This window comes from Streptomyces odontomachi, assembly GCF_024435355.1.
In the GTDB taxonomy this organism is placed as follows: Bacteria; Actinomycetota; Actinomycetes; order Streptomycetales; family Streptomycetaceae; genus Streptomyces; species Streptomyces odontomachi.
The window spans coordinates 603,166-625,967 of the sequence record NZ_JAMJWG010000003.1 but is presented as its reverse complement, the minus strand read 5'-3'; the positions used below and the strand labels follow the sequence as shown (position 1 = coordinate 625,967).

18 protein-coding genes are annotated in these 22,802 nt (G+C 72.3%); 5 read left to right on the top strand and 13 right to left on the bottom strand.

Translation table 11 applies throughout. The features are described 5' to 3' along the window. Positions 1–85: 85 nt before the first annotated feature. From NQO67_RS10660 to pdhA, 8 genes are all read right to left on the bottom strand, one after another. Entirely contained in the window at positions 86–631 is a 546-nt protein-coding gene (locus NQO67_RS10660) for a bacterial proteasome activator family protein (protein WP_255949558.1), read from the bottom strand. Between the two features lie 404 nt (positions 632–1,035). Beyond that, positions 1,036–1,599, bottom strand: a complete 564-nt coding sequence (locus NQO67_RS10655) for a hypothetical protein (protein WP_255949557.1) — start codon at positions 1,597–1,599, stop codon at positions 1,036–1,038. A 624-nt stretch (positions 1,600–2,223) separates the two neighbouring features. Beyond that, the gene (locus NQO67_RS10650) at positions 2,224–3,201 is read right to left on the bottom strand and encodes an NAD(P)H-quinone oxidoreductase (RefSeq protein ID WP_255949556.1); all 978 of its coding nucleotides are present in this window, start codon (positions 3,199–3,201) and stop codon (positions 2,224–2,226) included. A gap of 247 nt (positions 3,202–3,448) precedes the next feature. Continuing rightward, entirely contained in the window at positions 3,449–5,089 is a 1,641-nt protein-coding gene (locus tag NQO67_RS10645) for a molybdopterin molybdotransferase MoeA (RefSeq protein WP_374118948.1), read from the bottom strand. Then, the gene (locus NQO67_RS10640; protein ID WP_374118947.1) at positions 5,086–6,360 is read right to left on the bottom strand and encodes a DUF6457 domain-containing protein; all 1,275 of its coding nucleotides are present in this window, start codon (positions 6,358–6,360) and stop codon (positions 5,086–5,088) included. Before NQO67_RS10640 ends, NQO67_RS10645 begins: the two co-directional genes overlap by 4 nt. 406 nt (positions 6,361–6,766) lie before the next feature. Continuing rightward, positions 6,767–8,233, bottom strand: coding sequence for a dihydrolipoamide acetyltransferase family protein (locus NQO67_RS10635; RefSeq protein ID WP_255949662.1), 1,467 nt, complete (start codon positions 8,231–8,233; stop codon positions 6,767–6,769). Between the two features lie 80 nt (positions 8,234–8,313). Beyond that, positions 8,314–9,348 (bottom strand): alpha-ketoacid dehydrogenase subunit beta, encoded by a 1,035-nt coding sequence (locus NQO67_RS10630; RefSeq protein WP_255949555.1) that lies wholly within the window; start codon positions 9,346–9,348, stop codon positions 8,314–8,316. Further along, positions 9,345–10,520, bottom strand: coding sequence for a pyruvate dehydrogenase (acetyl-transferring) E1 component subunit alpha (pdhA, locus tag NQO67_RS10625; protein WP_255949661.1), 1,176 nt, complete (start codon positions 10,518–10,520; stop codon positions 9,345–9,347). The genes NQO67_RS10630 and pdhA overlap by 4 nt, the downstream gene beginning before the upstream one ends. Before the next feature lie 592 nt (positions 10,521–11,112). Here pdhA and NQO67_RS10620 point away from each other — a divergent pair. After that, a complete protein-coding gene (locus tag NQO67_RS10620; protein ID WP_255949660.1) occupies positions 11,113–11,619 on the top strand; it encodes an Lrp/AsnC family transcriptional regulator in 507 nt (168 codons plus the stop codon). Between the two features lie 96 nt (positions 11,620–11,715). Here NQO67_RS10620 and NQO67_RS10615 read toward each other — a convergent pair whose 3' ends face one another. Both NQO67_RS10615 and NQO67_RS10610 read right to left on the bottom strand, forming a co-directional pair. Further along, complete coding sequence (locus tag NQO67_RS10615; RefSeq protein WP_255949554.1) at positions 11,716–12,321, bottom strand: TetR/AcrR family transcriptional regulator; 606 nt, start codon at positions 12,319–12,321, stop codon at positions 11,716–11,718. Beyond that, complete coding sequence (locus NQO67_RS10610; protein WP_374118964.1) at positions 12,318–13,793, bottom strand: 3-hydroxyacyl-CoA dehydrogenase; 1,476 nt, start codon at positions 13,791–13,793, stop codon at positions 12,318–12,320. Before NQO67_RS10610 ends, NQO67_RS10615 begins: the two co-directional genes overlap by 4 nt. Positions 13,794–14,049: 256 nt before the next feature. On the opposite strand from NQO67_RS10610, the gene paaN reads away from it, so the two are divergent. After that, positions 14,050–15,738 (top strand): phenylacetic acid degradation protein PaaN, encoded by a 1,689-nt coding sequence (paaN, locus tag NQO67_RS10605; RefSeq protein WP_255949552.1) that lies wholly within the window; start codon positions 14,050–14,052, stop codon positions 15,736–15,738. A gap of 151 nt (positions 15,739–15,889) precedes the next feature. Here paaN and NQO67_RS10600 read toward each other — a convergent pair whose 3' ends face one another. From NQO67_RS10600 to NQO67_RS10590, 3 genes are all read right to left on the bottom strand, one after another. After that, positions 15,890–16,816: a TrmH family RNA methyltransferase gene (locus NQO67_RS10600; protein ID WP_255949551.1), complete on the bottom strand. Its 927-nt coding sequence runs from the start codon at positions 16,814–16,816 to the stop codon at positions 15,890–15,892. A gap of 153 nt (positions 16,817–16,969) precedes the next feature. Next, positions 16,970–18,520: an HTTM domain-containing protein gene (locus tag NQO67_RS10595; protein WP_374118946.1), complete on the bottom strand. Its 1,551-nt coding sequence runs from the start codon at positions 18,518–18,520 to the stop codon at positions 16,970–16,972. Further along, complete coding sequence (locus tag NQO67_RS10590; RefSeq protein ID WP_255949550.1) at positions 18,517–19,323, bottom strand: DUF5819 family protein; 807 nt, start codon at positions 19,321–19,323, stop codon at positions 18,517–18,519. The genes NQO67_RS10595 and NQO67_RS10590 overlap by 4 nt, the downstream gene beginning before the upstream one ends. Before the next feature lie 946 nt (positions 19,324–20,269). Here NQO67_RS10590 and paaA point away from each other — a divergent pair. The 3 genes from paaA to NQO67_RS10575 all read left to right on the top strand — a co-directional run bounded on the left by paaA (position 20,270) and on the right by NQO67_RS10575 (position 22,742). Beyond that, positions 20,270–21,340 (top strand): 1,2-phenylacetyl-CoA epoxidase subunit PaaA, encoded by a 1,071-nt coding sequence (paaA, locus tag NQO67_RS10585; protein WP_255949549.1) that lies wholly within the window; start codon positions 20,270–20,272, stop codon positions 21,338–21,340. Positions 21,341–21,534: 194 nt separating this feature from the next. Continuing rightward, positions 21,535–21,840, top strand: a complete 306-nt coding sequence (gene paaB, locus NQO67_RS10580) for a 1,2-phenylacetyl-CoA epoxidase subunit PaaB (RefSeq protein ID WP_255949548.1) — start codon at positions 21,535–21,537, stop codon at positions 21,838–21,840. Then, positions 21,837–22,742 carry a 1,2-phenylacetyl-CoA epoxidase subunit PaaC gene (locus NQO67_RS10575; RefSeq protein ID WP_374118945.1) on the top strand — a complete coding sequence of 302 codons (906 nt, stop codon included), beginning with the start codon at positions 21,837–21,839 and terminating at the stop codon, positions 22,740–22,742. The genes paaB and NQO67_RS10575 overlap by 4 nt, the downstream gene beginning before the upstream one ends. Positions 22,743–22,802 lie beyond the last annotated feature (60 nt).

Here is a 22,802-nt window from a genome sequence, read left to right as displayed (position 1 = left end):
TCGGTGCGACATGTGAAACGCCGGTGGTGGTGGGCTTGAAGGCCCGCCACCACCGGCGTTCTCCGTCTCGCCGGGTTCGGTCCGCTTACAGGTACGGCCCGCCGGAGCGGCCACCCTGGCGGAGGTCTTCCTCGTCCGGGGGGACGACGCCGGGGGGCAGGGCCCGGCGCATCTGCTCCAGTTGGGCCCTGGCGGCCATCTGCTGGGCGAAGAGCGTGGTCTGGATTCCGTGGAAGAGGCCCTCAAGCCAACCGACCAACTGGGCCTGCGCGATGCGCAGTTCCGCGTCGCTCGGCGTGGTCTCGTCCGTGAAGGGGAGGGAGAGCCGCTCCAGCTCCTCCACGAGCTCGGGAGCAAGACCGTCCTCCAGCTCCTTCACGGAACTGGCGTGGATCTCCTTAAGGCGCTGCCTGCTCGCCTCGTCCAGGGGTGCCGCGCGGACCTCCTCGAGCAACTGCTTGATCATGCTGCCGATGCGCATGACCTTGGCAGGCTGCTCCACCATGTCCGTGACGGGAATCTCGCGGGACTCCTCGTCCTCTCCGCCACCGCCGCCGAGCGCCATCCCGTCCTGGCCCACCACCAGAATCTTCGGGTTCTCCTGCGACCGTTCGTTCCTCGGCATCTCCATACGTTCATTGTCGCGCACGCCCCGACCCGAGGGTGGCCCACCCTCCCAGCGTCTTGCATGCATCGGGAACCTATCCGTACCTGCATACGGCATCCATGCAGCATCCTTGTGTTCCTGAAATGGGCATGTACGCGGGCACGCGGACGGGTTCGTATGCGGGCATTCATGCGGGCGCGTATGCGTACGGACACGTACAGCCACGTGCGGCCGCGTGATCGGCTTCGGCCGCGTGGTCCGCGTGATCGGCTTCGGCCGCGTGGTCCGCGTGCCGTCGGCGGGCGCATCGGTGCAGTGGCGGGGGCCCGGGGCAGGTGCGTTCCGGTTGCGCACGCCCCCTTGCGGAGCGTCGGCGCGACCGCCAGCGGCCTGCGCCTTGCTGCACTCCGGCGACTTGCGGGCCGCGCCTATGACCGGCGCAGGCGCACTCCCAGGAAGCCGAGCCCGAGGCCGATCAGAATGAGACCGGAGCCGAACGGGAGCGGGCGGAACGTCGACTCCTCCGCGGCCCGCGGGGCCGCGGCGACGCGGTCACCGGAGCCGGGCGCCTCGTCCCGAACATTCCGCGCAGGCTGCGCACGCCACTTCTCCGGTGCGGCACGTAGCTCGCCGACGACGCCGGAGCCACTCACCTTCCCGCGGCTCGTACCGCTGCGGCCGGGACCTTTGCGGTCGACACCCTCGTCATCGGCGCTCCCGCTGTCGGTGCCTTCACCGCGCGCGGTCCCGTCGTGGGCGGCCTTGCCGGGGGCCGTCTCATCGGGAGTGGTTTCGGGGTCGGCACCGTCGCGGCCGTCGGCATCGTCTCGGGCCGACGGCGCCGCTTTGGGCTTCTTGGCCTTGACCGCGTCTGCCGTGCCCCGCGCCCGGTCACCGTCCACCCGCCGGCCGTCGCCGGTGGGCTGTCGCGGCTGCGGAGGATCGCGGTCGGTGTACACGGGAACGCCGTCGCTCGCGAACGGGTCCGGCACCGCGGAATCCGGACGCCCCGGCCGGGAGCGCCCCTCACCCTGCGGGCTCCCCGCCCATGACGAACTCGCCTTCGGCGCCGGCTCGCCGCCGGTGCGCGACGCCGCGCCGGACGCGGGTTCCGAGGCGCCGGGGGCGGGAGCAGGGTCGAGGGGGCCGGGGGCGGACGCCGATGCCCCGGGGGCGCTCTCCGACGGGGCGGCCGCCAGCCTGCGGAGGGCCGGCGCCGGCAGGCGGGGGGCGGCCGCAGCGGGGCGGCTCATCCCGTATGCGCCGCCTGCCGCCGCGGTACCCGCCAGGGCGGCACCTGCCGCGCCCGAGGCCGGGGGCCCCTGCATCACAAGCGCCGCCAGCATCATGGACACCCCTGCTACGGGAAGCCCGCCGGACCTGATCAGCCGCGGAGCCACAGGAGTGACCCCCTCCCGGTGCGGAGCCGTAAAAGACGTACGTAAACCAGCGTTACATAACGCCTTAACTCCGGCATCTCGCCCCGTTCGCCCGGCCCACGCCCTCGACCCGCACCGCCGGCGCACGGCTGCTGCCCTACCGCGTGAGCAGCACGTTCCTCGCCATGTGAGTCGTTGTACCGGTCGTCGGACCGCTACTGGCCACGTCACCGCCGGCTAGCTCGTGAGCAGCACCTTTCCGATGTGGCTGCTCTCCTCGACGACCCGGTGGGCGGCAGCCGCCTCGGACATCGGCAGGGTGCGGTCGACGATCGGACGCACCCGCCCTGAGCCGACCAGCGGCCACACGTGCTCGCGCACGGCCGCGACGATCGCCGTCTTCTCGCTGACCGGGCGGCCACGCAGCGAGGTCGCCGTGACGGCGGCACGCTTGTTCAGCAGGGCGCCCAGGTTCAGCTCACCCTTGGCGCCGCCCTGGAGACCGATGATGGCGAGCCGGCCGTTGACCGCCAGCGCCTTCACGTTCCGCTCCAGGTACTTGGCGCCCATGATGTCGAGGATCACGTCCGCGCCGGCCCCGTCTGTGGCGGCCCGCACCTCCTCGACGAAGTCCTGCTCGCGATAGTTGATCAGGACGTCAGCCCCCAGCTCGGCGCAGCTCGCCAGCTTCTCCTTGCTGCCGGCCGTGACGGCGACCTTGGCGCCCACCGCCTTCGCGAGCTGGATGGCGTGGGTGCCGATACCACTGGCACCGCCGTGCACCAGCAGGGTCTCGCCGGGCCGTAGATGGGCGACCATGAAGACGTTCGACCAGACGGTGCAGGTGACTTCGGGGAGGGCAGCGGCGGAGAGCAGGTCCATGCCGTCGGGCACCGGCAGCAACTGGCCGGCGGGGACGGCGACCTTCTCCGCGTAGCCACCACCGGCGAGCAGTGCACACACCTCGTCGCCGACGGCCCACCCCGACACCCCGGGGCCAAGCGCGGCGATCCGTCCGGCGCACTCCAGGCCCGGATACGGGGAGGCGCCTGGTGGCGGATCGTAGAAGCCCTGCCGTTGCAGAAGGTCGGCGCGGTTGACGGCGCTGGCCACGACGTCCACCAGAACTTCGCCTTCACCAGGCACCGGATCAGGGACCTCCGCCCATACCAGTGCGTCAGGTCCCCCGGGTTCAGGAATCGTGATCGCATGCATGCAGGGGACGGTACCCCCCCATAGCGCCGCGATCCACGCGCAGCCGTCACCGGGCGGCGTCCGCAGGGGCCGTCCGGGTACGGGAAGTTTCACGTGAAACAGACCCCGTGTCCGGAGTTCCACGTCCGAAGCCCCACGTCAGGGGCCCCACGTCAGGGGCCGCACGCCGCACGCCGCACGCCGCACGCCGCACGCCGCACGCCGCACGCCGCACCCTAGGAGTCTGCCCGAACTCGCTCGCCCTTCCTCAGGAGGTTGCCCAGGGCAGCTCGAGGATCTCCAGTTCCTCGCCGGCCTGCGCCCCACCCGGCTCCACCACGGCCAGGGCGTCCGCCGCCGCGATGCCCCGCAGCATGGCCGGCCCGTTGTAGTGCAACGGCACCGCCACACCGTCCCGTACGGCCACCGGGACGAGCCGGGTGTCGTGCGGATGCCCCTGGACGGAGTCGCTGACCACGGTGGTATACGGCCGTGCGGGCTGGACCCCGACGTACAACTGCGGCTGCGAGTGCGGTGAGGTGTGCGGTTCCACGAAGGGGGACGGCGGAGACGACGGGGACGACTCGGGGTCCAGGTCCTCGAGGTCGAGCCCCCGCAACGCCCTCAGCAGCGGCTCGGCCAGCGTGAGCAGTCCGGAGACGGCGGCGAGCGGGTTTCCGGGGAGTCCGACCAGGTGCTGGTGCTCCTTGGTGCGGGCCAGCAACATCGGGTGTCCGGGCCGCACGGCGACCCCGTCGACGAGGAGTTCGGCGTCGATGCGCCGCAGTGTCGGATGGACGTGGTCCACCGGCCCCGCCGCCGTTCCACCAGTCGTGACCAGCAGATCCGCGTCGGACTCGGTGACGGCCCGGTGCAGTGCCCGGGCATCGTCGCCGAGCCTGCGGACCGCGGTGACCTCGGCGCCCAGCGCCCGCAGCCAGGGCGGCAACATCGGGCCCAACGCGTCACGGATCAGCCCGTCGTGCGGCAGCCCCTCGGTGAGCAGCTCATCGCCCAGGACGAACACCTCGGTGCGGGGCAACGGCACCGTGAGCAAGCCGTCGTACCCGGCCGCCGCCGCGAGCCCCAGCACCACCGGGGTGATCACGACACCCGCCGGCAACAGCCGGTCGCCCCGACGGCACTCCTGCCCCCGGGGGCGGATGTCCTGGCCGTGCACCACCGGGTGGGTTGCGTACAGCCGCCCCCGGTCGTCGGCCTGGCCGTGCTCGTTGCGGATCACGGCGGTGGCGTCGTGCGGGATGCGGGCACCGGTGGCGATGGGCACGGCCTGTCCGTCACCGAGCAGGTCGGGCAGCGCATGACCGGCGAGCAGGGCGCGGGGGACGGAGGGCCCGTCCTGCCCCCGGGAGCCGGTGGCCCCGCCCGACGCCGAGGAAGCGGAGGACCCGCCCTGGACGAGCCAGGGACCGGGTCCGGCGACGGCCCACCCGTCCATGGCGGAGGTGTCGAACGACGGCAGGTCCGTGAGCGCGATCAGCGGTGCCGCCGTCACCCGTCCGAGGGCCTGGTCGAGCGGTACGCGAACGGGGCGCAGACGGCCCTGGTCGGCAGGGCCCCGCTCGCCCGTGCCCCGGTCGGCCGGTCTCGTGGACCGTTGGTCTCGCCCGGCCTGCTCCGCCACGGCGCGCGCCTGGGGCCACGGGGTGAGGTCATGGCGGTGACGGTGCCGGCCGTGTCGGTCATGGTGGCCGGTCGGGGGTGCCTGGTGGCCGGGGGAGCCCGTCTGGTCCCGCCGGGGTCGGGCGCCGGAGGGGTCGGGCGCGCCGGCCGAGGCGGTTCCGCCGGGGGTGGCAGCGCGGCCGTTCGGGGGGGGGGGGGGGCCGGTGGTGGCCTGGGGGTTCCCCGTGGCCTGCGTCGGGGCCGGGCGGGCGGCGCGGCCGGTCATCCCGCGTCCGGTTTCGCGTCGGCGTCGCCCTCGTCGGCCCAGCGGGCGGCGAGCGCCGTGGCCTTGCGCACCGCATCGGCCACGGCCTCGGGTCCGCCGCCCTGCCGTGCGGCCGCGTATCCCACGAGAAACGTCGTCAGTGGCCCGGCCGGCCTGGCGACGCCGTGCGCGACATCGCGGGTGAGGTCGAGGAGGCCGCCGGTGTCGACGTCGAAGTCGAGGTCCAGGCCCAGTTCGTCCTTGACTGCGGAGATCCATTCATCCAACACGTGCTCATGCTCCCTGATCCGTGACCGTGCGGCGGCGATGGCGTCCCAGGTGTCGCAGTCGAATGACGCGACCGGGTCGGAAATGCGGTTGAGGGTGAGTTCCGAGATCAGCAGCCGCAAGGGGAGTCCGCTCAGTCCGCCGTGCTCGGCGGCGAGCAGCGCGATCTCCCGGCGGAGCGGTTCACTCCGATAGGCCCCGACAAGCGGCTGGTCGCGCCCACCACGGTCCAGAAGCACGACACCCTCGGCACCGGAACCGGCGGGCGGGGCGACGGGGGTACGGGTCTGTGGGGCGACGGGGGCGGAAGTGGCGGAGGTGACGGCAGCCCGGGAGGCTGCGGCGGGAGAAGTTTCTCGCGAGGCTGGGGGGCGGGAAGTGGCCGGGGAGGCCGGGGTGCGGGCATACGGCGTCGGATGGGCGCCTGCGCCGGCGCGAGGGTGGCCCGTGGCGTGCGTGCCGGTGGGTACGGACGGTGTGTCGGCGTTGCCCGCGCGACGAGGCTCGTCGCCCTCACCGGCGGCAAGGCCACCGGCACGGCCACCGTCACCGTCATCGTCATCGTCATCGTCCAGAGTCGCCAGTAGCCGGCGAACCGTGTGCTCGTCCAGGAAGGGCAGGTCCGCGGAGAGCACGACGACCCGCTCGGCGGTCGTGCGGCGCAGGCCCGCGTGCAGGGCGGCGAGCGGGCCGCCGCCCGGCGGTTCCTCGCGCGCCCACATCACCGGCCGCGCGGTGGGCCGGCGGCTGCCCACGACCACGGTGCCGGCCGCACCGGCGCAGGCGGCCAGCACGCGGTCGAGCAGCGATCGGCCGCCGACGCTGACGCTCGGCTTGTCGACGCCGCCGAGCCGCTTGGCAGCACCGCCGGCCAGCACCACAGCGTCGAAGACCGGCAGAGCTGCGCCGGATCCACGGCCGGCGGCGCGGCTCTCGGGCACCTCGGCGCCGCCCGGGGCCATGGCTCCGTGCTCGTCCGGGGACTGCTGCGGGTACGCGGTCATGCCCCGAGTATGAGCGTCCGAGCGATCTTTGCCACCCCCGTGTGGCCGCGCTGTCGATCGCCCACGAGGTCACGGGCGTACGCCCGACGCGCCGGGAACACCCGGATTCACGCAGGCACCCGGCACCCGCGTTCCCGCGCACCGGTCACCCGTCGCTGCCGCCGACAGCGAACGCCGGGGGCCCGGACACGACAGCCGCGAACCCGCGTGGGCCCGGACACGACAGCTTCCCGAACCCGCGCGAACCCGAACACGGCAGAGACAGCCCCCTCAGGACGGCGACGACCCAACGGTCTCGTCGGGGCCGATCACGCCCGCGGCCGAGCGACGGAAAAGCCCCACCCCCCAAGCCAGCGACGGCCCAAGACGGCGACGGCCCAAGACGGTGACGGCCCGACGCCCCCGGTCACAGCGTGCGCAGCAGCACCGCAGGTTGTTCGACGCAGTCGGCGACATACCGCAGGAAACCGCCCGCTGTGCCGCCGTCACACACCCGGTGGTCGAAGGTGAGCGACAGCTGCACCACGTGCCGGACCGCCAACTCGCCCTGGTGCACCCATGGCTTGGGGCTGATCCGGCCGACGCCCAGCATGGCCGCCTCGGGGTGGTTGATGATCGGGGTGGAGCCGTCGACGCCGAACACGCCGTAGTTGTTCAACGTGAAGGTGCCACCGGTGAGCTGCGCCGGGGTGAGCGTGCCTGCCCTGGCCGACTCCGTCAGGCGGCCGAACTCCGTGCTCAGCCACTCCGCGTCCCGGCCGGCCGCATCGCGGACGACGGGCACCACCAGGCCCCGCTCGGTCTGCGCCGCGAACCCCAGGTGCACGCCGTCCAACCGGACGATCTCCCGGGCCTCGGTGTCCACCCTCGCGTTCAGCTCCGGGTAGCGGGCCAGGGCGGCCGTGCAGATGCGGGCCAGCAGCGCGAGCACGGAGACCTTCGGGCCCGAGGCGGCGTTCATCGCGGCCCGCGCGTTCAGCAGCTCGGTCGCGTCGGCGTCCACCCAGCAGGTCGCGTCCGGTATCTCCCGGCGGCTGCGCGCCATCTTCTCCGCGACCGCGCCTCGGACACCCCGCAAGGGGATGCGCGTGCCGGTGGCTTCGGCACGGGGCCCGGCGCCCACGGCCGGCGCGCCCGGAACCGCCGGCGGGGGTTCCGTGGCAGCCGGCGCGGCCGACGCCGCCCGGGTGCGCTCCGCGGCCCGCAGGGCGCCCTCCACGTCGGCCCGCATGATCAGCCCGTCCGGGCCGGAGCCGGCAAGTTCGCGCAGGTCGATGTCGTGATCACGAGCCAGCTTCCGGACCAGCGGGGAGATGACCGGCACGGGGCCAGGGGCGTCTGCCGCGGCTGTCCCGGTGCGGCCCTCGGTGCTGTCGCCCGGGACGGGCCCGCTGGGGATGGTCTCCGGCGTCCGGCCGACGACCTGGCCCGGTGCCCGCACCCTTCGGCGGCGGGCCGGCGCGGCCGCCGTGCCGTAGCCGACGAGGACGTTGCCCGAGCCCTCTTCCTCGGCGGGAGGATGAGCCGGGCGCCCGGTGTCGCGAGCGCCGCGTGCGGTGCCGGTGCGGGCCGTCCGAGCGTCGCCGCGGGCGGTTCCGGCGTCGCCCGCTGCGCCGGCGTCCTCGACCGGCTGCCGCACCGCGACCGTCAGCAGCGGCGACCCGACCGGCAGCTCCGTGCCCTCCTCGCCGAAACGGGCCGTGACCACCCCACCGTACGGACAGGGCACCTCGACGACGGCCTTGGCCGTCTCGACCTCCACGACCGGCTGGTCGACGGCCACGAGGTCGCCCACCGCCACCAGCCAGCGGACGATCTCGGCCTCGGTCAGGCCCTCCCCCAGGTCGGGCAGCCGGAACTCCAGGCTGTGCATGCTGTGCGTGTCGGCCGCGTCTTGCCCGTCGTCGGTGCCCGGCCTGCGGGCCGCGCCGTGCGTGTGAGCGGGTCGCCCCATCAGCTCTCAGCCTCCCACTGGAGTCGCGCCACCGCGTCCAGGACGCGGTCGACGCCGGGCAGGTGGTGCCGCTCCAGCATGGGCGGCGGATACGGGACGTCGAAGCCGGCCACCCGCAGCACCGGCGCCTCCAGGTGGTGGAAGCACCGCTCGGTCACGCGTGCCGCGATCTCCCCGCCGGGGCCGCCGAAACCGCCCGACTCGTGCACCACGACCGCGCGCCCGGTGCGCCGCACCGACGCGCAGACCGTCTCGTCGTCGAACGGCACCAGGGACCGCAGGTCGACGACTTCCAGGTCCCAGCCCTCGGCCACGGCCGCTTCGGCCGTCTCCAGACAGACCGGCAGCGCGGGACCGTACGTGATCAGGGTGGCGCTGCTGCCCGGGCGGCGCACGACCGCACGGCCGATCGGCTCGACGGAGGGCGGGCTCGCCGGGTCCCACGCGTCCTTGGACCAGTACAGCCGCTTGGGCTCCAGGAAGACCACCGGGTCGTCGGAGGCGATGGCGGCGCGCAGCAGCCCGTACGCGTCGGCGACCGTCGCCGGGGTGACGACGTGCAGGCCGGGGGTGGCCATGTAGTACGCCTCGGAGGAGTCGCTGTGGTGCTCCACGCCGCCGATGCCGCCGCCGTAGGGGACGCGGACGGTGATCGGCATGGGCATGGCGCCCTTGGTGCGGTTGCGCATCCGGGAGACATGCGAGATCAGCTGCTCGAAGGACGGGTAGGCGAACGCGTCGAACTGCATCTCGACGACCGGCCGCAGCCCGTACATCGCCATGCCGACGGCGGTGCCGAGGATGCCCGCCTCGGCGAGCGGGGTGTCCGTGCAGCGCTCGTCGCCGAACTCCTTGGCGAGGCCGTCGGTGATCCGGAAGACACCGCCGAGGGTGCCGACGTCCTCCCCCATCACATGCACCGCCGGGTCCTGGGCCATGGCATCGCGCAGGGCCCGGCCGAGCGCCTGGGCCATGGTGACCGGCTTGGTGGCGGGCTCGACCGCGACGGTCCCCGAAGTCTCCGCGGTGATCATCGTGCGGTCCCTTCCGTGCCGGCGTCCTGCGTGCCGGCGTCCGTCGCGGCGCCGGCCTGTGCCTCGTCGGCGGCTGCGAGCTCGGCACGCAGCTGGGTGGCCTGGTCGCGCAGCTGCGCGGTCTGCTCGGCGTAGACGTGCGTGAACAGCTCCATCGGGTCGAGCGGCGGGTCCTCGTTCAGCTGGTCGCGCATGGCTGCGGCCAGCTCCTCGGCGTCCTCGCGCACGGCTCGTATCCCGTCGTCGTCGATCAGGCCACGGTCCGTCAGCTCCCGCTCCAGCAGCGTGATGGGGTCATGGGCCCGCCAGGCCTCGACCTCCGCCGAGCTGCGGTAGCGGGTGGCATCGTCGGCGTTCGTGTGGGCGTCGATGCGGTAGGTGACGGCTTCCACGAGGGTGGGGCCACCGCCGGTGCGTGCGCGGTGCACGGCCTCGGCCAGCACCTCGTGGACGGCGGGCGCGTCATTGCCGTCGACCAGGCGGCCCGGCATGCCGTAGCCGACGGCCTTGTGGGCCAGCGACGGGGCGGCGGTCTGCTTGTCGAGCGGCACGGAGATCGCGAAGCCGTTGTTCTGCACCAGGAAGACGACCGGGGCGCGCCAGACGGCGGCGAAGTTCAGCGCCTCGTGGAAGTCGCCCTCGCTGGTGCCGCCGTCGCCGACCAGGGCGAGGGCGACCACGTCGTCACCCTTGAGGCGGGCGGCGTGCGCCAGGCCCACGGCGTGCGGGAGCTGGGTGGCGAGCGGGGTGCACAGGGGCGCGATGCGGTGCTCGTACGGGTCGTAGCCGGTGTGCCAGTCGCCGCGCAGCAGGGACAGCGCCTGCACCGGGTCGAGCCCGCGGGCTACGGCGGCGAGCGTGTCGCGGTAGCTGGGGAACAGCCAGTCACGGTCCTCGAGGACGAGGGCGGCCGCCACCTCGCAGGCCTCCTGGCCGGTGGTGGACGGGTACACGGCGAGGCGGCCCTGGCGGGTGAGCGCGGTGGCCTGCGTGTTGTACCGGCGACCACGGACCAGCTGAGCGTACAGGGTGCGCAGCAGGGCCGGGTCGACGCTGCGGGCGGCGTCCGTGCCCAGGACGCGGTACGGCTCGGCATCGGGCAGCAGCGGGGCGGGGTCCGCGCGCAGCCGCCACGCCGGCGGCGGGGTGGGCCGGTACGCTGCGGGCTCCATGACGGGCGTGCTGTGCCTCTTCACCGCGTGCACCTCCTCGTGAACGGGTCTCCTCGTGGGAGCGGGGGAGGCGCGGGCTTGTGGCACGCCTCACCTACCGATTGTTCGGTCGCCGGCGCATTTTGGCTACAGGCACCCTCAGCCTGTGGACAAACGGTTCTCCACAGCCTGAGATGGAGGCAGTACGTCCATGGTAGGGAGGCGGGGGGACATGGCATCTGAACAAATGGCCGACGAGCCCTCGAACGACAGGTCAGCGGCGGCATCCGACGGACCGGACAACGCGCCACGCGGCCCCGTCGGGTCGACCCCTGACCCGGTCGGGCCGGCGAGCGCCCAGGGCGGCAGACCTGCCCCCGGCCGCGGTGCGACGGCACCCGCGCACGGCGGCACGGCACCGGCGCACGGCTCAAGCGCACACCGGTCGGGCGCGCAGGCATCGCCCCGCGCACCCGAGGCGCCGGCGAGGGGGCAGAACGGCGCACAGCCGCCCCGCCCCCGCAGACCCGAGACGCCTCCTCGGCAGGCGGAAGCTCCACGCTCCGAGGGTCCGGGCGGTCCGGGCGGTCCGGGCCGCTCACCTGAGGAGGCTCTGAGCCGTCCGCCCGAGCCACCGCGCCGGTCGGAGGACGCCGATGCGCCCCTCCCGCCACCGCGCCCCCTGGACGCCATCGACCGGGACATCCTCCAGATCCTCCAGGCGGACGGCCGGGCCTCCATACGGTCCGTGGCCGAGCGCGTGCACGTGTCCCGGGCCAACGCCTACACGCGGATCAACCGGCTCATAGAAGACGGCGTGATCCGTGGCTTCGGAGCCCGGATCCACCACGAACGAGCAGGGCAGGGCGCGTCCGCGTACATCACCCTCAAGATCGTGCAGAACTCCTGGCGCACCGTGCGCGAACAGCTCACCGCGCTGCCGGGTGCCTCGCACATCGCGCTGGTCAGCGGCGACTTCGATGTGCTCCTGCTGGTGCACACCGCGGACAACAGGGCGCTGCGGGAGCTGGTGCTCACCAAGCTCCAGTCGATCCCCGAGGTGCTCAGCACCCGCACGCTGCTGGTCTTCGAGGAGGACGACCTGGAGCCGGAGATCTGACCTGGTCGTGCCTGGTCGTGCGCACGCGGCTGCCGGGCACTGCGCCCGCCTCCCGCGGCGGGCACCGTCACTCCTGACCGCATGCGGCCGGGACCGTCACTCCTGGCCGCGCAGCCCCACGAAGATCAAGCGCCGTACGGCGTCGGCGAGTTCCCGGTCGCCCGCTTTCCACTCATGGGCGCCGGCCTCCTCGGGGTGGTACCACTCCACGATGGAGTTGATCATTCCGAAGACGAGCCGGGTGGCGAGGCGGCCGTCGATGTCGGTGCGGACGTCGCCGTCGGCCGCCGCCGCCTTCACCAACTCGGCGACCCGGTGGTCGAACTCCCGGCGCCGCTCCAGGGCCCAGCGCTCGGTGGCGGTGTTGCCGCGCACCCGCAGCAGCAGCGTCACATAGGGCAGTTCGGAGGTCAGCACCTCCACCATGCGGCCGATGACGTGTTCCAGCTGCTCGACGGGCCGTCCCGTACGCGCCCGCTCCTCGTCGAGGATCCCGAAGAGACCGTCGAGGGCGCGGCTGACGGCACGGCGCAGCAGCTCCTCCTTGCCGGACACGTGGTGGTATATCGACGACTTGGAGATGCCCGCGGCCTTGGAAAGGTGCTCCATGGAGGTGCCGTCGTAACCACGCTCGTTGAAGACCGCGACCGCGACCGCAAGCAAGGAGTCCGGCGTGTAGGTGTCGCGCTTTGCGGTGGTCATGAGAGCCCCTGCTTGTAGGCGAGTGTCGCGCGGTGCGCAAGCGGCACGGATGGACCATAACGGCCTGAAGGGTAAGCGTCGTGCAGACTCGACAACGTCTGCCACACCCACCGGACGCCGACTTCGTCGCACCATTCCAGCGGCCCGCGCGGGTAGTTGACACCCCGTTTCATGGCGGTGTCGATGTCCGCGCGGTCGGCGACGCCGCGGGCCTCGGCGTCCAGGGCGAAGTCGATCAGCATGGCGACCGTACGGGCCACGATCATGCCGGGGGTGTCCGCGACGACGCTGACCTTCTTGCCCAGTCTCTGGAAGAGGCCGATCGCGGCGCGCACGTCCTCGTCGGCCACGTCGGCGCCCGGGGCGAGCGCCACGCGTGTGCAGGTGCGGTAGTCCAGGGCGAGGTCGAGCCGGATGTGGGGGCCGTCCAGCTCCTCGGTGGCGGCTGCGCCTTGCGTGAGGGTGAGCCGGGCGCCCCCGGGGAGGCCGATGAAGGGGGTCGAAACGCCCGGGGTGCGGTCCTCGGTGAGGGCGACACCGGCCTCCTTGAGGAGGTCGACGACGGTCCCGAGCGGCCCGTCGGGCCGGCCGTGCACCCCGACGGTGCCGGGTGCCGCGCACGGCTCGGCGGTGTGCGGTTCGGGGGGCGCGGCGTCCGGCCCGTGGTCGTACCAGCCGTGGCCCGACTTGCGCCCGAGCCGGCCGGCCGCCACCAGCCGGCGCTGCGCGGGCGACGGGGTGAATTTCGGATCGTGGAAGAAGGCCTCCCAGACGGAACGGGTGACGGCCTCGTTCACGTCCTGCCCGATCAGGTCGGTCAGCTCGAACGGGCCCATCTTGAAACCGCCGCTCTCCTTGAGGACGGCGTCGATGGTGGCCGGGTCCGCGGCCTGCTCCTCGTAGAGGCGGAAGGCCTCCGCGTAGAAGGGCCGGGCTATGCGGTTGACGATGAAGCCGGGGGTGTCCGCACAGCGCACCGGCGTCTTGCCCCAGGCCAGGGCGGTGTCGTACGCGCAGGTGGCCGCCGACTCGTGCGTCGCGACGCCGGAGACGACCTCCACGAGCGGCAACACCGGTGCGGGGTTGAAGAAGTGCAGCCCGACGAGGCGGCCGGGGACGCGCAACGCACCGCCGATCCCGGTGACCGACAGGGAGGAGGTGTTGGTGGCCAGCAGGCAGTCCGCGTCGACGACCTCTTCGAGCGCGCGGAAGAGCGCCTGCTTGACGTCGAGCCGCTCCAGGACCGCCTCGATCACGAGGCCGCAGCCGGCGAGCCCGGCCAGGTCGTCCACGGTTTCCAGACGATCCCGTGCGGCATCCCGGTCAGCGGCGGCAAGGCGGCCCTTGTCGACCAGTCGGCCCAAGCGCGCCGTGATGGCCTCGACTGCCTCCTCGGCCCGGCCGGGCGCCGCGTCGTGGACCCGTACGGGATGCCCGGCCAGGAGTGCGACCTGGGCGATGCCCTGACCCATCGTGCCGCTGCCGACCACGGCCACGGGCGTCCCAGGGACGAGGGGAGCGTAGCCACTACGACTGAGGGTGGTGGTGGCAGACGGGTGGGCGAGTCCCGGTGCAGTCATGCTCGCGATCCTCCCGCACGAGTTATCCACAGGTTCGGCAGACCCCCCTTGTACCGACCGATCGTTCGGTTACTCTAGCTCTGTCACCCGTTCCAGCCCAACCCGCCGGTTCGACGAAGAGCCGACGCCAGGAGGAGTTGGTCCCCACATGGCCGCACTCACCGCACACGAGTTGATCGCCCGCCACCGGCCCACCCTCGATCAGGCGCTGAAGACGATCAGGACCCGGGCGTACTGGTCCCCGCACCCCGAGCATCCCAAGGCCTACGGGGAGGGAGACAGCCTCACCGCGGAGGAGGGGAAGGCCGCGTTCGAGGCCCTCCTGAACACCCAACTGGATCTCGGCCAGCCCGGCACCGACACCTGGGTGGATGGCGAGAAGTCGCCATACGGCATCGACCTCGGCGTGACCTACCCGCACCCGGACATCGACGTCCTGCTGCCCGCCATGCGGACCGGGATGCGCGCCTGGCGCGAGGCGGGTGCCGAGGTGCGCGCCATGGTCTGCCTGGAGATCCTGGCCCGGATCAGCGCACGCACCCATGAGTTCGCGCATGCCGTCATGCACACCAGCGGCCAGGCGTTCATGATGGCCTTCCAGGCGGGCGGGCCGCACGCCCAGGACCGCGGCATGGAAGCGGTGGCCTACGCCTACGCGGAGCAGGTGCGCACCCCGGACGCCGCGGAGTGGACCAAGCCGCAGGGCAAGCGCGACCCGCTGGCGCTGCGCAAGAGCTTCACGCCCGTGGCACGCGGCATCTCCCTGCTCATCGGCTGTAACACCTTCCCGACGTGGAACGGCTACCCGGGCCTCTTCGCCTCCCTCGCCACCGGTAACGCGGTCCTGGTCAAGCCCCACCCGGGGGCCGTACTGCCGCTCGCGCGCACCGTCCAGATCGCCCGTGACGTGCTCGCCGAGGCGGGCTTCGACCCCAATCTGGTGGCCCTGGCCGCCGAGTCGCCGGGCGAGGGCATCGCCCGGACCCTGGCCGTCCGCCCCGAGATCAAGATCATCGACTACACGGGCTCCACCGCCTTCGGCGACTGGCTGGAGACCCACGCCCACCAGGCCCAGGTCCACACCGAGAAGGCCGGGGTGAACACGGTGCTCGTCGAGTCCACCGACGACTACCGAGGCATGCTCGCCAACCTGGCCTTCTCCCTCTCCCTGTACAGCGGCCAGATGTGCACCACCCCGCAGAACCTGCTGATCCCGCGTGCCGGCATCACCACGGACGCCGGCCCGAAGACCTTCGACGAGGTCGTCGCCGACCTGGCAGCCGCAGTCGACGGCCTGCTCGGCGACGACTCCCGGGCGAACGCCCTCCTGGGAGCGCTGGTCAACCCCGACGTGAAGGCACGCCTGAAGGCCGCCCCCGACCTCGGCACGGTGGCCCTCGCCTCCCGGAAGATCGCCCACCCCGAGTTCCCGGACGCCACCGTGCACACCCCGGTGATCGTCAAGCTCGACGCCGCCAAGCCGGACGACGAGTCCGTCTTCCTCCACGAGTGGTTCGGCCCGGTCTCCTTCGCCATCGCCGTGGACTCGGCGGCGGCCGCGGTGGAGCTGCTGCGGCGCACGGTCCGTGAGCACGGCGCCATGACGGTCGGGGCGTACTCGACGTCGCAGGAGGTGATGGAGGCCGTCGAAGAGGCCTGCCTGGAGGAGTGCGCCCAGCTCTCCCTGAACCTGACGGGCGGGGTCTACGTCAACCAGACCGCCGCGTTCTCCGACTTCCACGGCTCCGGCGGCAACCCGTCGGCGAACTCGACCCTGTGCGACGGCGCGTTCGTGGCCGGCCGTTTCCGGGTGGTGGAGGTACGGCGGGAGGCATGACCGGGCGGCCGGCGTCGCCACCGGATGCGGACGGGTGCCGCCTGCTACGGACGGGTGCCGCCGGAGACGGGGCGGGTGCTCGGGGGAATCTCAGGAGCCGGCGTCGGAGTGACCGCCGGTGGAGTGACGGTCGGTGGAGCGGCCGGTGAAGTCACCATCGGTGGGGTGATCGCTGGTGGACACCATCGGTGGGGTGATCGCTGGTGGAGTGATCGCCAGTGGAGTGAGTGCCGGTGGAGTGCAGGGACCAGTGGTAGAGGACCATGGCGACGCTGGTGGCCAGGTTGTAGCTGGACACCTGGGGGCGCATCGGCAGGGAGATCACGCGGTCGGCGCGTGCCCGTAGCTCCGCGGACAGGCCGCTGCGCTCGGAGCCGAAGGCGAGCAGGGCGTCATCCGGGATCATCATGCCCCGGATGTCCTCCCCCTCGGCGTCCAGCGCGAGGATCGGCCCGTGCGGCAGCCCTGCCACGTCCGTACGGGCCACGGCCGTCGCGAAGTGCAGTCCGGCGCCGCCCCGGACCACCGTCGGGTGCCAGGGGTCGAGCGGGCCGGTGGTGATCACGCCCGTCGCCCCGCATCCGGCGGCGAGGCGGACCACCGCCCCGGCATTGCCCAGGTTGCGCGGCTGGTCCAGGACCACCACGGGGGCGGTGCGCGGCCGGTGTGCCAGGGCGTCCCACTGGGCTTCCCGGGAGGGCCGGACCGCCAGCGCGGCCACCCCCGTGGGGTGCAGCCGCGGCACCAGGGAGCCCATCCGCTCGCCCGGCAGCTCCACCAGCCGTGCGGCCAGCGCGGGACGCACATCGGGCGCGAGCTGATCCGCCAGGGCGAGTGTCCCGGCGAGGTCGGTGGTCAGGGCCACGAGCAGCTCGGCGCCGAAGCGCACGGCGTGCTTGACGGCGTGGAACCCGTCGAGCAGCACGGCATCGTCAGCGCATCGGCGCCAGGTCTGGATGGCGTGATCTTGTGGATGTACGGCGTGATCTCGTGGATGCCGGTGCCGCCGCCCGACGCCGACCTCTACGGTCTCGTTCCGCCCGGCACCGTCCGCGGCGCCGGTCCGCTGCGCCCTCATGATCTCGTCTCCCGCGTGGTTCCCAGGTGCAGCCTACGCGGGGGACGCCTACGTACGGGACACGTAGGCGTGGGCGGGCACGTAGGCGTGGGCGGCGAGTCCGCGTGGGAGCACGCCCGCGTGGGGGCACGCTCTGGGAGAGCGGCCCCCTCTCTAGGAGCGCGATTTCGCTGGGTTGACGGAGGTGTCGTCCGCCGGGCGTTGGCGTGGTGTCGTGGGCCGGACAGCGGGCTGGGGGGAGTCGTCCGCGTGGGCCCGGGCCTCTTCCGTGTCCGTCTCGCCCCCACCGGCACCCGTGTCCGTCTCGCCCCCGCCGGCACCCGTGTCCGTCCCCGCGAACCCGGTTTCGCCGCCCGCCAGCCGGGCAGTCCCCGTGCGGCGCCCGCCGGGAAGCACCGCGCTCCAGATGCGCGCCACCTGCGTGCCCAGCCACAGCAGGAAGCCGGTCGGCATGAAGACCGAGTCGGCGGCGATCATGGCCAGCGAGAAGAACGGCAGCCCGAGCGTGACGGCGATGACGGTGTGCTCGCAGATCATGGCCACCAGCAGCACGTTCTTCACCCGCCGGTTGAACAGGGCGAAGGGGAAGGCCACCTGCACCATGACCGTCCCGTAGGTGGCCAGCAGTACGACGAGGCCGTGCCCGCCGAGCAGATCGGACAGGGCCGGCCAGGGCGAGAAGTAGTCCAGGTGCAGCGGGTAGTAGACGGCCGTGCCGTCCTGCCAGCGAGTGCCCTGGATCTTGTACCAGCCGGCCGTGGAGTAGATGAGGCACGTCTCGACCATGATCACGAGAAGGCCGGCGTTGTGTACGAGGTTGGCAAGGACGTCGAGCAGCAGCCGTGGCTCGTTCTGGGCTGCCGCCGCGGACTTCGGCGCGGACTTCGGCGCGGTCTTGCTCGCGGACCCGATCACGGACTCGGTCGCGGGCTCGGTCGCGAACTCGGTCGCGGACTCACCCGAGCCGTGCGGGTTGTTGGGGCCACGGGAGCCGCCCTGGCCACGAAGCCCGCCCTGGTCACGAAGCCCGTTCTGGTCACGAAGTCCGTCCTGGTTGACGTACCACCACAGGCAGTGGACCGTCCACAGGCCCCAGAAGACCAGCAGCCAACCCGTGCTGATGAAGCCCTCGATGGTCACCACGATGAGTGCGATGCCGAGCACGCTCCACAGGAGTGGCCCCACAGCCTCCGCGCGCAACCGCAAGCCCCGCGCACGCGCCGTGGCGCTGCGCCGCGCCCGGCGTGCGTCGAGCGACCAGACGGACCCGCACCGCACGAGCACCAGGTAGATCGCCATCAGATGGATGACGTTGTCACCACCGTCGCTCATGAAGATGCTGCGGTTCTCCAGCGAGAGCACCCCGACCATGAAGAGCACCGACGCGGCGCGGGTGTGCCAGCCGAGCAGCAACAGCACGCTGGAGAGGATCGCCAGGGCGTAGACGATCTCGAACCAGGCCTGGCTGTCGGACCATATGAGGGCCGTGAACGCGCCGTTGTCCTCGATGAGCCTGTGCCCTATCGACCAGCTCCATGGGCCGTCGGGCCCGTACAGCTCCTGACGGTGCGGGAATTCGCGCAGCAGGAACAGCAGCCAGGTCAGCGAGACGCCGATGCGGACCACAGCGGTCTGGTAGCGGGCGAGGGGCTCGGCGGTGATGCGGTGGACGGCGCGTGCGAACCACGCTTCGATGCTGGTCACCGGGCCTTCGCCTCCGTCGTGGTGGTCTTCGGGGCGGGGCCGGCCGCGGCGCCGCTGAGCGGTACGTCGGCGGAGGTGACCGTCCACCAGGAGAGTGTGCGGTAGAAGGGCTTGTCGCTGGACGGGGCGGTGCCGCTCCAGGCCGGAGGCTGCACGCCGGTAGTCATCGAACGGATCTGGATGCGCTCGATCGTCCCGCCGGTCGCACCCGTCTCCCCCGTTCCGCCCTTCGCACCCGTTCCGCCCTTCGCGCTCGTCGCGCCTGCCCCGTCCTCACCCGGCGCCTTGCCGACGTCCAGGCGTTGCAGCCTCAGCATGATGATGCGGCGCAGATAGCTCTCCGAGAGCTCGCCGCGCATGCCGGTGGAGCGGTTCTGGTTGTCGTGCGTGGAGACGAAGAAGTCCCAGGCGCGGCGCAGTTCGTTCTGCTGGGTGTGGCTCGGGAGCGGGTTGCCGTCGATGGCAGCGCCGTCGAGAGCCGAGATGTTGTACCAGCCGGTGGTCCGGGTCTGACCGGAAGCACTGCGCACTTCGGCACGCGCTTCCACGGCTATGTTCTGCTGCAACGGGTTGGGGGCGAACAGCTTCCAGTTCTGTTCGAACTCCGGCAGCACCCAGTCGTCCACCATCTCCCCATGCTGCTTGGTCATGGTGTTCGCCGGCGCCACGCTCAGGAAGACCATCCCGAGATGCACGCAGGCGGTCACACAGATGGCCGCCAAGGCCACGGCGGCGACGATCTGGTACCGGGACGACAGTCCGTTGATCCCCGGGCTGGTACCCGCGCGACCGCCCTCGTTCACATCCCGGCCCCTCTTCCCACCCCCGTCCCCCTCGCCATCTCCGTCCTCGTTCCCGTCCCCGTCCCCGTCCCTCTCCCCATCTCCGTCCTCGTTCCCGTCCTCGCTCGCAGGGTCCTCACTGGCACGACCGCCAGAGCGCTCGGAAAGGGGCGTCTCCCGCCCCGAGGATGGAGATTCCGACCCGGAATGGCCGGAATCCCGCCCAGGGTGGACGGGGTCCTGCCCAGGCCGGACCGGGTTCTGCCCGGAAGAAACCGGATCCGAGCCGGAAGGACCAGAAGGAACCGGGTCCTGGCCGGAAGGACCGGAAGGAACCGGATCCCGGCCGGAAGGAACGGGATCCTGCCCGGCCTTGGCGGAAGTCTCTGCCGGCCGTGGCGCGTCAGGGTCCGACCCCTCGGGTCGTGGGTTCGTGCGCTCGTCGTGCGCGTCCATGCCGTCCGTTCCTGCTTCGATTCCTGCCAGATTCCGGTCAGTTACCTGCGCGTACGCCTCTATGCCTACGCCTGTGCCCGCGCCTACGCCTATGCCCGTGTCTGCATATATGCGTACGCCCGCATACGACTGCTTCCTGCTGCATACGGCGCCCGGGGCCGCCTACGGCCGGTTCCGCAGAATATGCGCCCGATTCTCGCCGACCGCCGCTGGTCGGCCATCCCCCGCCACCGCACCGCGCCACCACACCGTCCCGCACCGCCCCGCCGCACCAACTGCCATCCGCCGTGCGGGCTGCCGCGCACGGCCCTGCTGCCGCACGTGCACGAGCACGGTACTCACCCAGGGCACGGGACGCAGGGGCCTGAGGTTATCCACAGGGTTGACACGTTATGGAATTGCGACCCACCATGGAGTCGACGGACCGAACGATCGGTAGGCAGCTGGCGCATCCGGACAGGATCCGGGAGACCGACGGGCCTGTGCGGACACCGGAGTCGGGAGGACCGGGATGAGCACGGCAGCCGTGCAGCCGGCGACGCAGGGCGTTCCAGGCACCGCGGCGGCCGGTGCGGCCGGGGCGCAAGAGGGCCCCGGTAGTGCGCCGGGGCGTGCCACGGACACGGCAGCCCTGGAGGGCGCCTTCGACGCGACGGTCGCGGCCGACGAGCGCATCGAGCCCCGCGACTGGATGCCCGACGCCTATCGCAGCACCCTGACCCGCCAGATGGCGCAGCACGCCCACTCCGAGATCATCGGCATGCAGCCCGAGGCCAACTGGATCGCTCGCGCCCCCTCGCTACGGCGCAAGGCGATCCTGATGGCCAAGGTCCAGGACGAGGCAGGCCACGGCCTGTACCTCTACAGCGCGGTGGAAACCCTCGGCACCGGCCGCGACGCGCTCCTCGACAAGCTGCACTCGGGCCGCCAGAAATACTCGTCGATCTTCAATTACCCCACCCTGACCTGGGCGGACGTCGGGGCCGTCGGCTGGCTGGTGGACGGCGCCGCGATCACCAACCAGGTGCCGCTCTGCCGCTGCTCCTACGGCCCCTACGCCCGCGCGATGATCCGCATCTGCAAGGAGGAGTCCTTCCACCAACGGCAGGGCTACGAGTTGCTGCTGGCCCTCAGCCGGGGCACCGAGGCCCAGCACGCCATGGCGCAGGACGCGGTGAACCGCTGGTGGTGGCCCTCCCTGATGATGTTCGGTCCGCCGGACGGAGAGTCCGCGCACTCCGCCCAGTCCATGGCCTGGAAGATCAAGCGTCATTCGAACGACGAGCTGCGCCAGCGTTTCGTGGACACCTGCGTCCCCCAGGCCGACTCCCTCGGCCTGGGCCTCCCGGACCCGGACCTGGTCTGGAACGAGCAGCGCGGGCACTACGACTTCGGCTCCATCGACTGGACCGAGTTCCGCGAAGTCCTCGCCGGCAACGGCCCGTGCAACGAACAGCGGCTCAACCAGCGCCGCCGGGCCCACGAGGAGGGCACCTGGGTACGCGACGCCGCCGCTGCCCACGCCCGCAAGCACAGCACGGGCGCCGGCGCCGCCCGGCAGGAACCCGAGGCGATGGCATGAGCACGCGTGCAACCGACAGCACTCATGCGCCCGGCAGCATTCATGCGCCCGACGGCGCTCATGCTCCCGACGGCACTCATGCACGTGATGCTGACGCACGTGATGCTGACGCACGGAGCGCACAAGCAGCCCACGCCGGCGCGCACGGTACGGAAGGAAGCAACCCGGTCGCGCACGGTACGGAAGCAGGCCGGATGCACGGTACGGAAGCAGGCCAGATGGCGGACTGGCCGCTGTGGGAGGTCTTCATACGCGCCCGCCGCGGCCTGTCGCACACCCATGCCGGCAGCCTGCACGCCCCCGACGCCCAGCTGGCGCTGCGCAATGCCCGCGATCTCTACACCCGCCGCGGCGAGGGCGTCTCCATCTGGGTGGTGCCGTCCACCGCGGTCACCGCCTCCTCACCCGACGAAAAGGACCCGTTCTTCGAGCCGGCCGCCGACAAGCCCTACCGCCACCCGACCTTCTACGAGATCCCGGAGGGAGTGAGGCATCTGTGACCGAGCCGCCCGTGGCCGAGCCGTCTGTGACCGAGCCATCCGCGGCCGAGTCGCCCGTGGCCGCGGCCCCGCAGACGCCCGCCCTGGCGCTGGGCGACGACGCGCTGGTGCTCTCGCACCGGCTCGGGGAGTGGGCGGGCCACGCACCCGTCCTCGAAGAAGAGGTCGCCCTGGCCAATATCGCGCTGGACCTCCTCGGCCAGGCACGCGTGCTGCTCTCCCTCGTCGGAAACGAGGACGAGCTGGCGTACCTCCGCGAGGAACGCGCCTTCTGCAACTGCCAGCTGGTCGAGCAGCCGAACGGCGACTTCGCCCACACCATCGCCCGGCAGCTCTACTTCTCCACCTACCAACGGCTGCTCTACGAACGGTTGGCGTCCGCGGCCGTCGCCGACGAAAGGCCGACGCCCCTCGCGCCCCTCACGCCACTGACCGCACCGGCCGCACCGGCCGCGCCAGCCGCGTTGACCGCGCTGGCCGCCAAGGCGGTCAAGGAAGTCGACTACCACCAGGACCACGCCCGGCAGTGGACGCTGCGCCTCGGCGACGGCACGGACGTCAGCCACGCAAGGATGCAGGCGGCGTGCGGGAACCTGTGGCGGTTCACCGGCGAGATGTTCCAGCCACTGGAGGGGCTGAAGGGGCTAGAAGGGCGAGAGGAGCTGGAGGAGTTGGACGGCACGGCCGGCGACGCGGGGATCGACTGGGCCGCACTCGAGTCGGACTGGCTGGCGTCCGTCACGAGCGTGCTGCGGGAGGCCACCCTGACCGTGCCGGAGGGCCCCCGAAACGGAGCCTGGAGCGCGGGCGCGGGCCGCCAGGGGCTGCACACCGAGCCGTTCGGGCGGATGCTCGCCGAGATGCAGCACCTGCACCGCAGCCACCCGGGGGCGTCATGGTGACAGGTCCACGGCCCTACGGCCGGCAGCCCGACGACGGCCGGCAGCCCGACGACGGGCCCC

Excerpts from the sequence above, each read along its gene's own strand:
- paaA (WP_255949549.1), top strand. The coding sequence starts at position 20,270 with ATGAGCACGGCAGCCGTGCAGCCGGCGACGCAGGGCGTTCCAGGCACC.
- NQO67_RS10635 (WP_255949662.1), bottom strand. The coding sequence starts at position 8,233 with ATGCACAGCCTGGAGTTCCGGCTGCCCGACCTGGGGGAGGGCCTGACC.
- NQO67_RS10650 (WP_255949556.1), bottom strand. The coding sequence starts at position 3,201 with ATGCATGCGATCACGATTCCTGAACCCGGGGGACCTGACGCACTGGTA.
- NQO67_RS10630 (WP_255949555.1), bottom strand. The coding sequence starts at position 9,348 with ATGATCACCGCGGAGACTTCGGGGACCGTCGCGGTCGAGCCCGCCACC.
- paaB (WP_255949548.1), top strand. The coding sequence starts at position 21,535 with ATGCACGGTACGGAAGCAGGCCAGATGGCGGACTGGCCGCTGTGGGAG.
- NQO67_RS10640 (WP_374118947.1), bottom strand. The coding sequence starts at position 6,360 with ATGACCGCGTACCCGCAGCAGTCCCCGGACGAGCACGGAGCCATGGCC.
- paaN (WP_255949552.1), top strand. The coding sequence starts at position 14,050 with ATGGCCGCACTCACCGCACACGAGTTGATCGCCCGCCACCGGCCCACC.
- NQO67_RS10615 (WP_255949554.1), bottom strand. The coding sequence starts at position 12,321 with ATGACCACCGCAAAGCGCGACACCTACACGCCGGACTCCTTGCTTGCG.
- NQO67_RS10600 (WP_255949551.1), bottom strand. The coding sequence starts at position 16,816 with ATGAGGGCGCAGCGGACCGGCGCCGCGGACGGTGCCGGGCGGAACGAG.
- NQO67_RS10610 (WP_374118964.1), bottom strand. The coding sequence starts at position 13,793 with ATGGGTCAGGGCATCGCCCAGGTCGCACTCCTGGCCGGGCATCCCGTA.
- NQO67_RS10660 (WP_255949558.1), bottom strand. The coding sequence starts at position 631 with ATGGAGATGCCGAGGAACGAACGGTCGCAGGAGAACCCGAAGATTCTG.
- pdhA (WP_255949661.1), bottom strand. The coding sequence starts at position 10,520 with ATGGAGCCCGCAGCGTACCGGCCCACCCCGCCGCCGGCGTGGCGGCTG.
- NQO67_RS10645 (WP_374118948.1), bottom strand. The coding sequence starts at position 5,089 with ATGACCGGCCGCGCCGCCCGCCCGGCCCCGACGCAGGCCACGGGGAAC.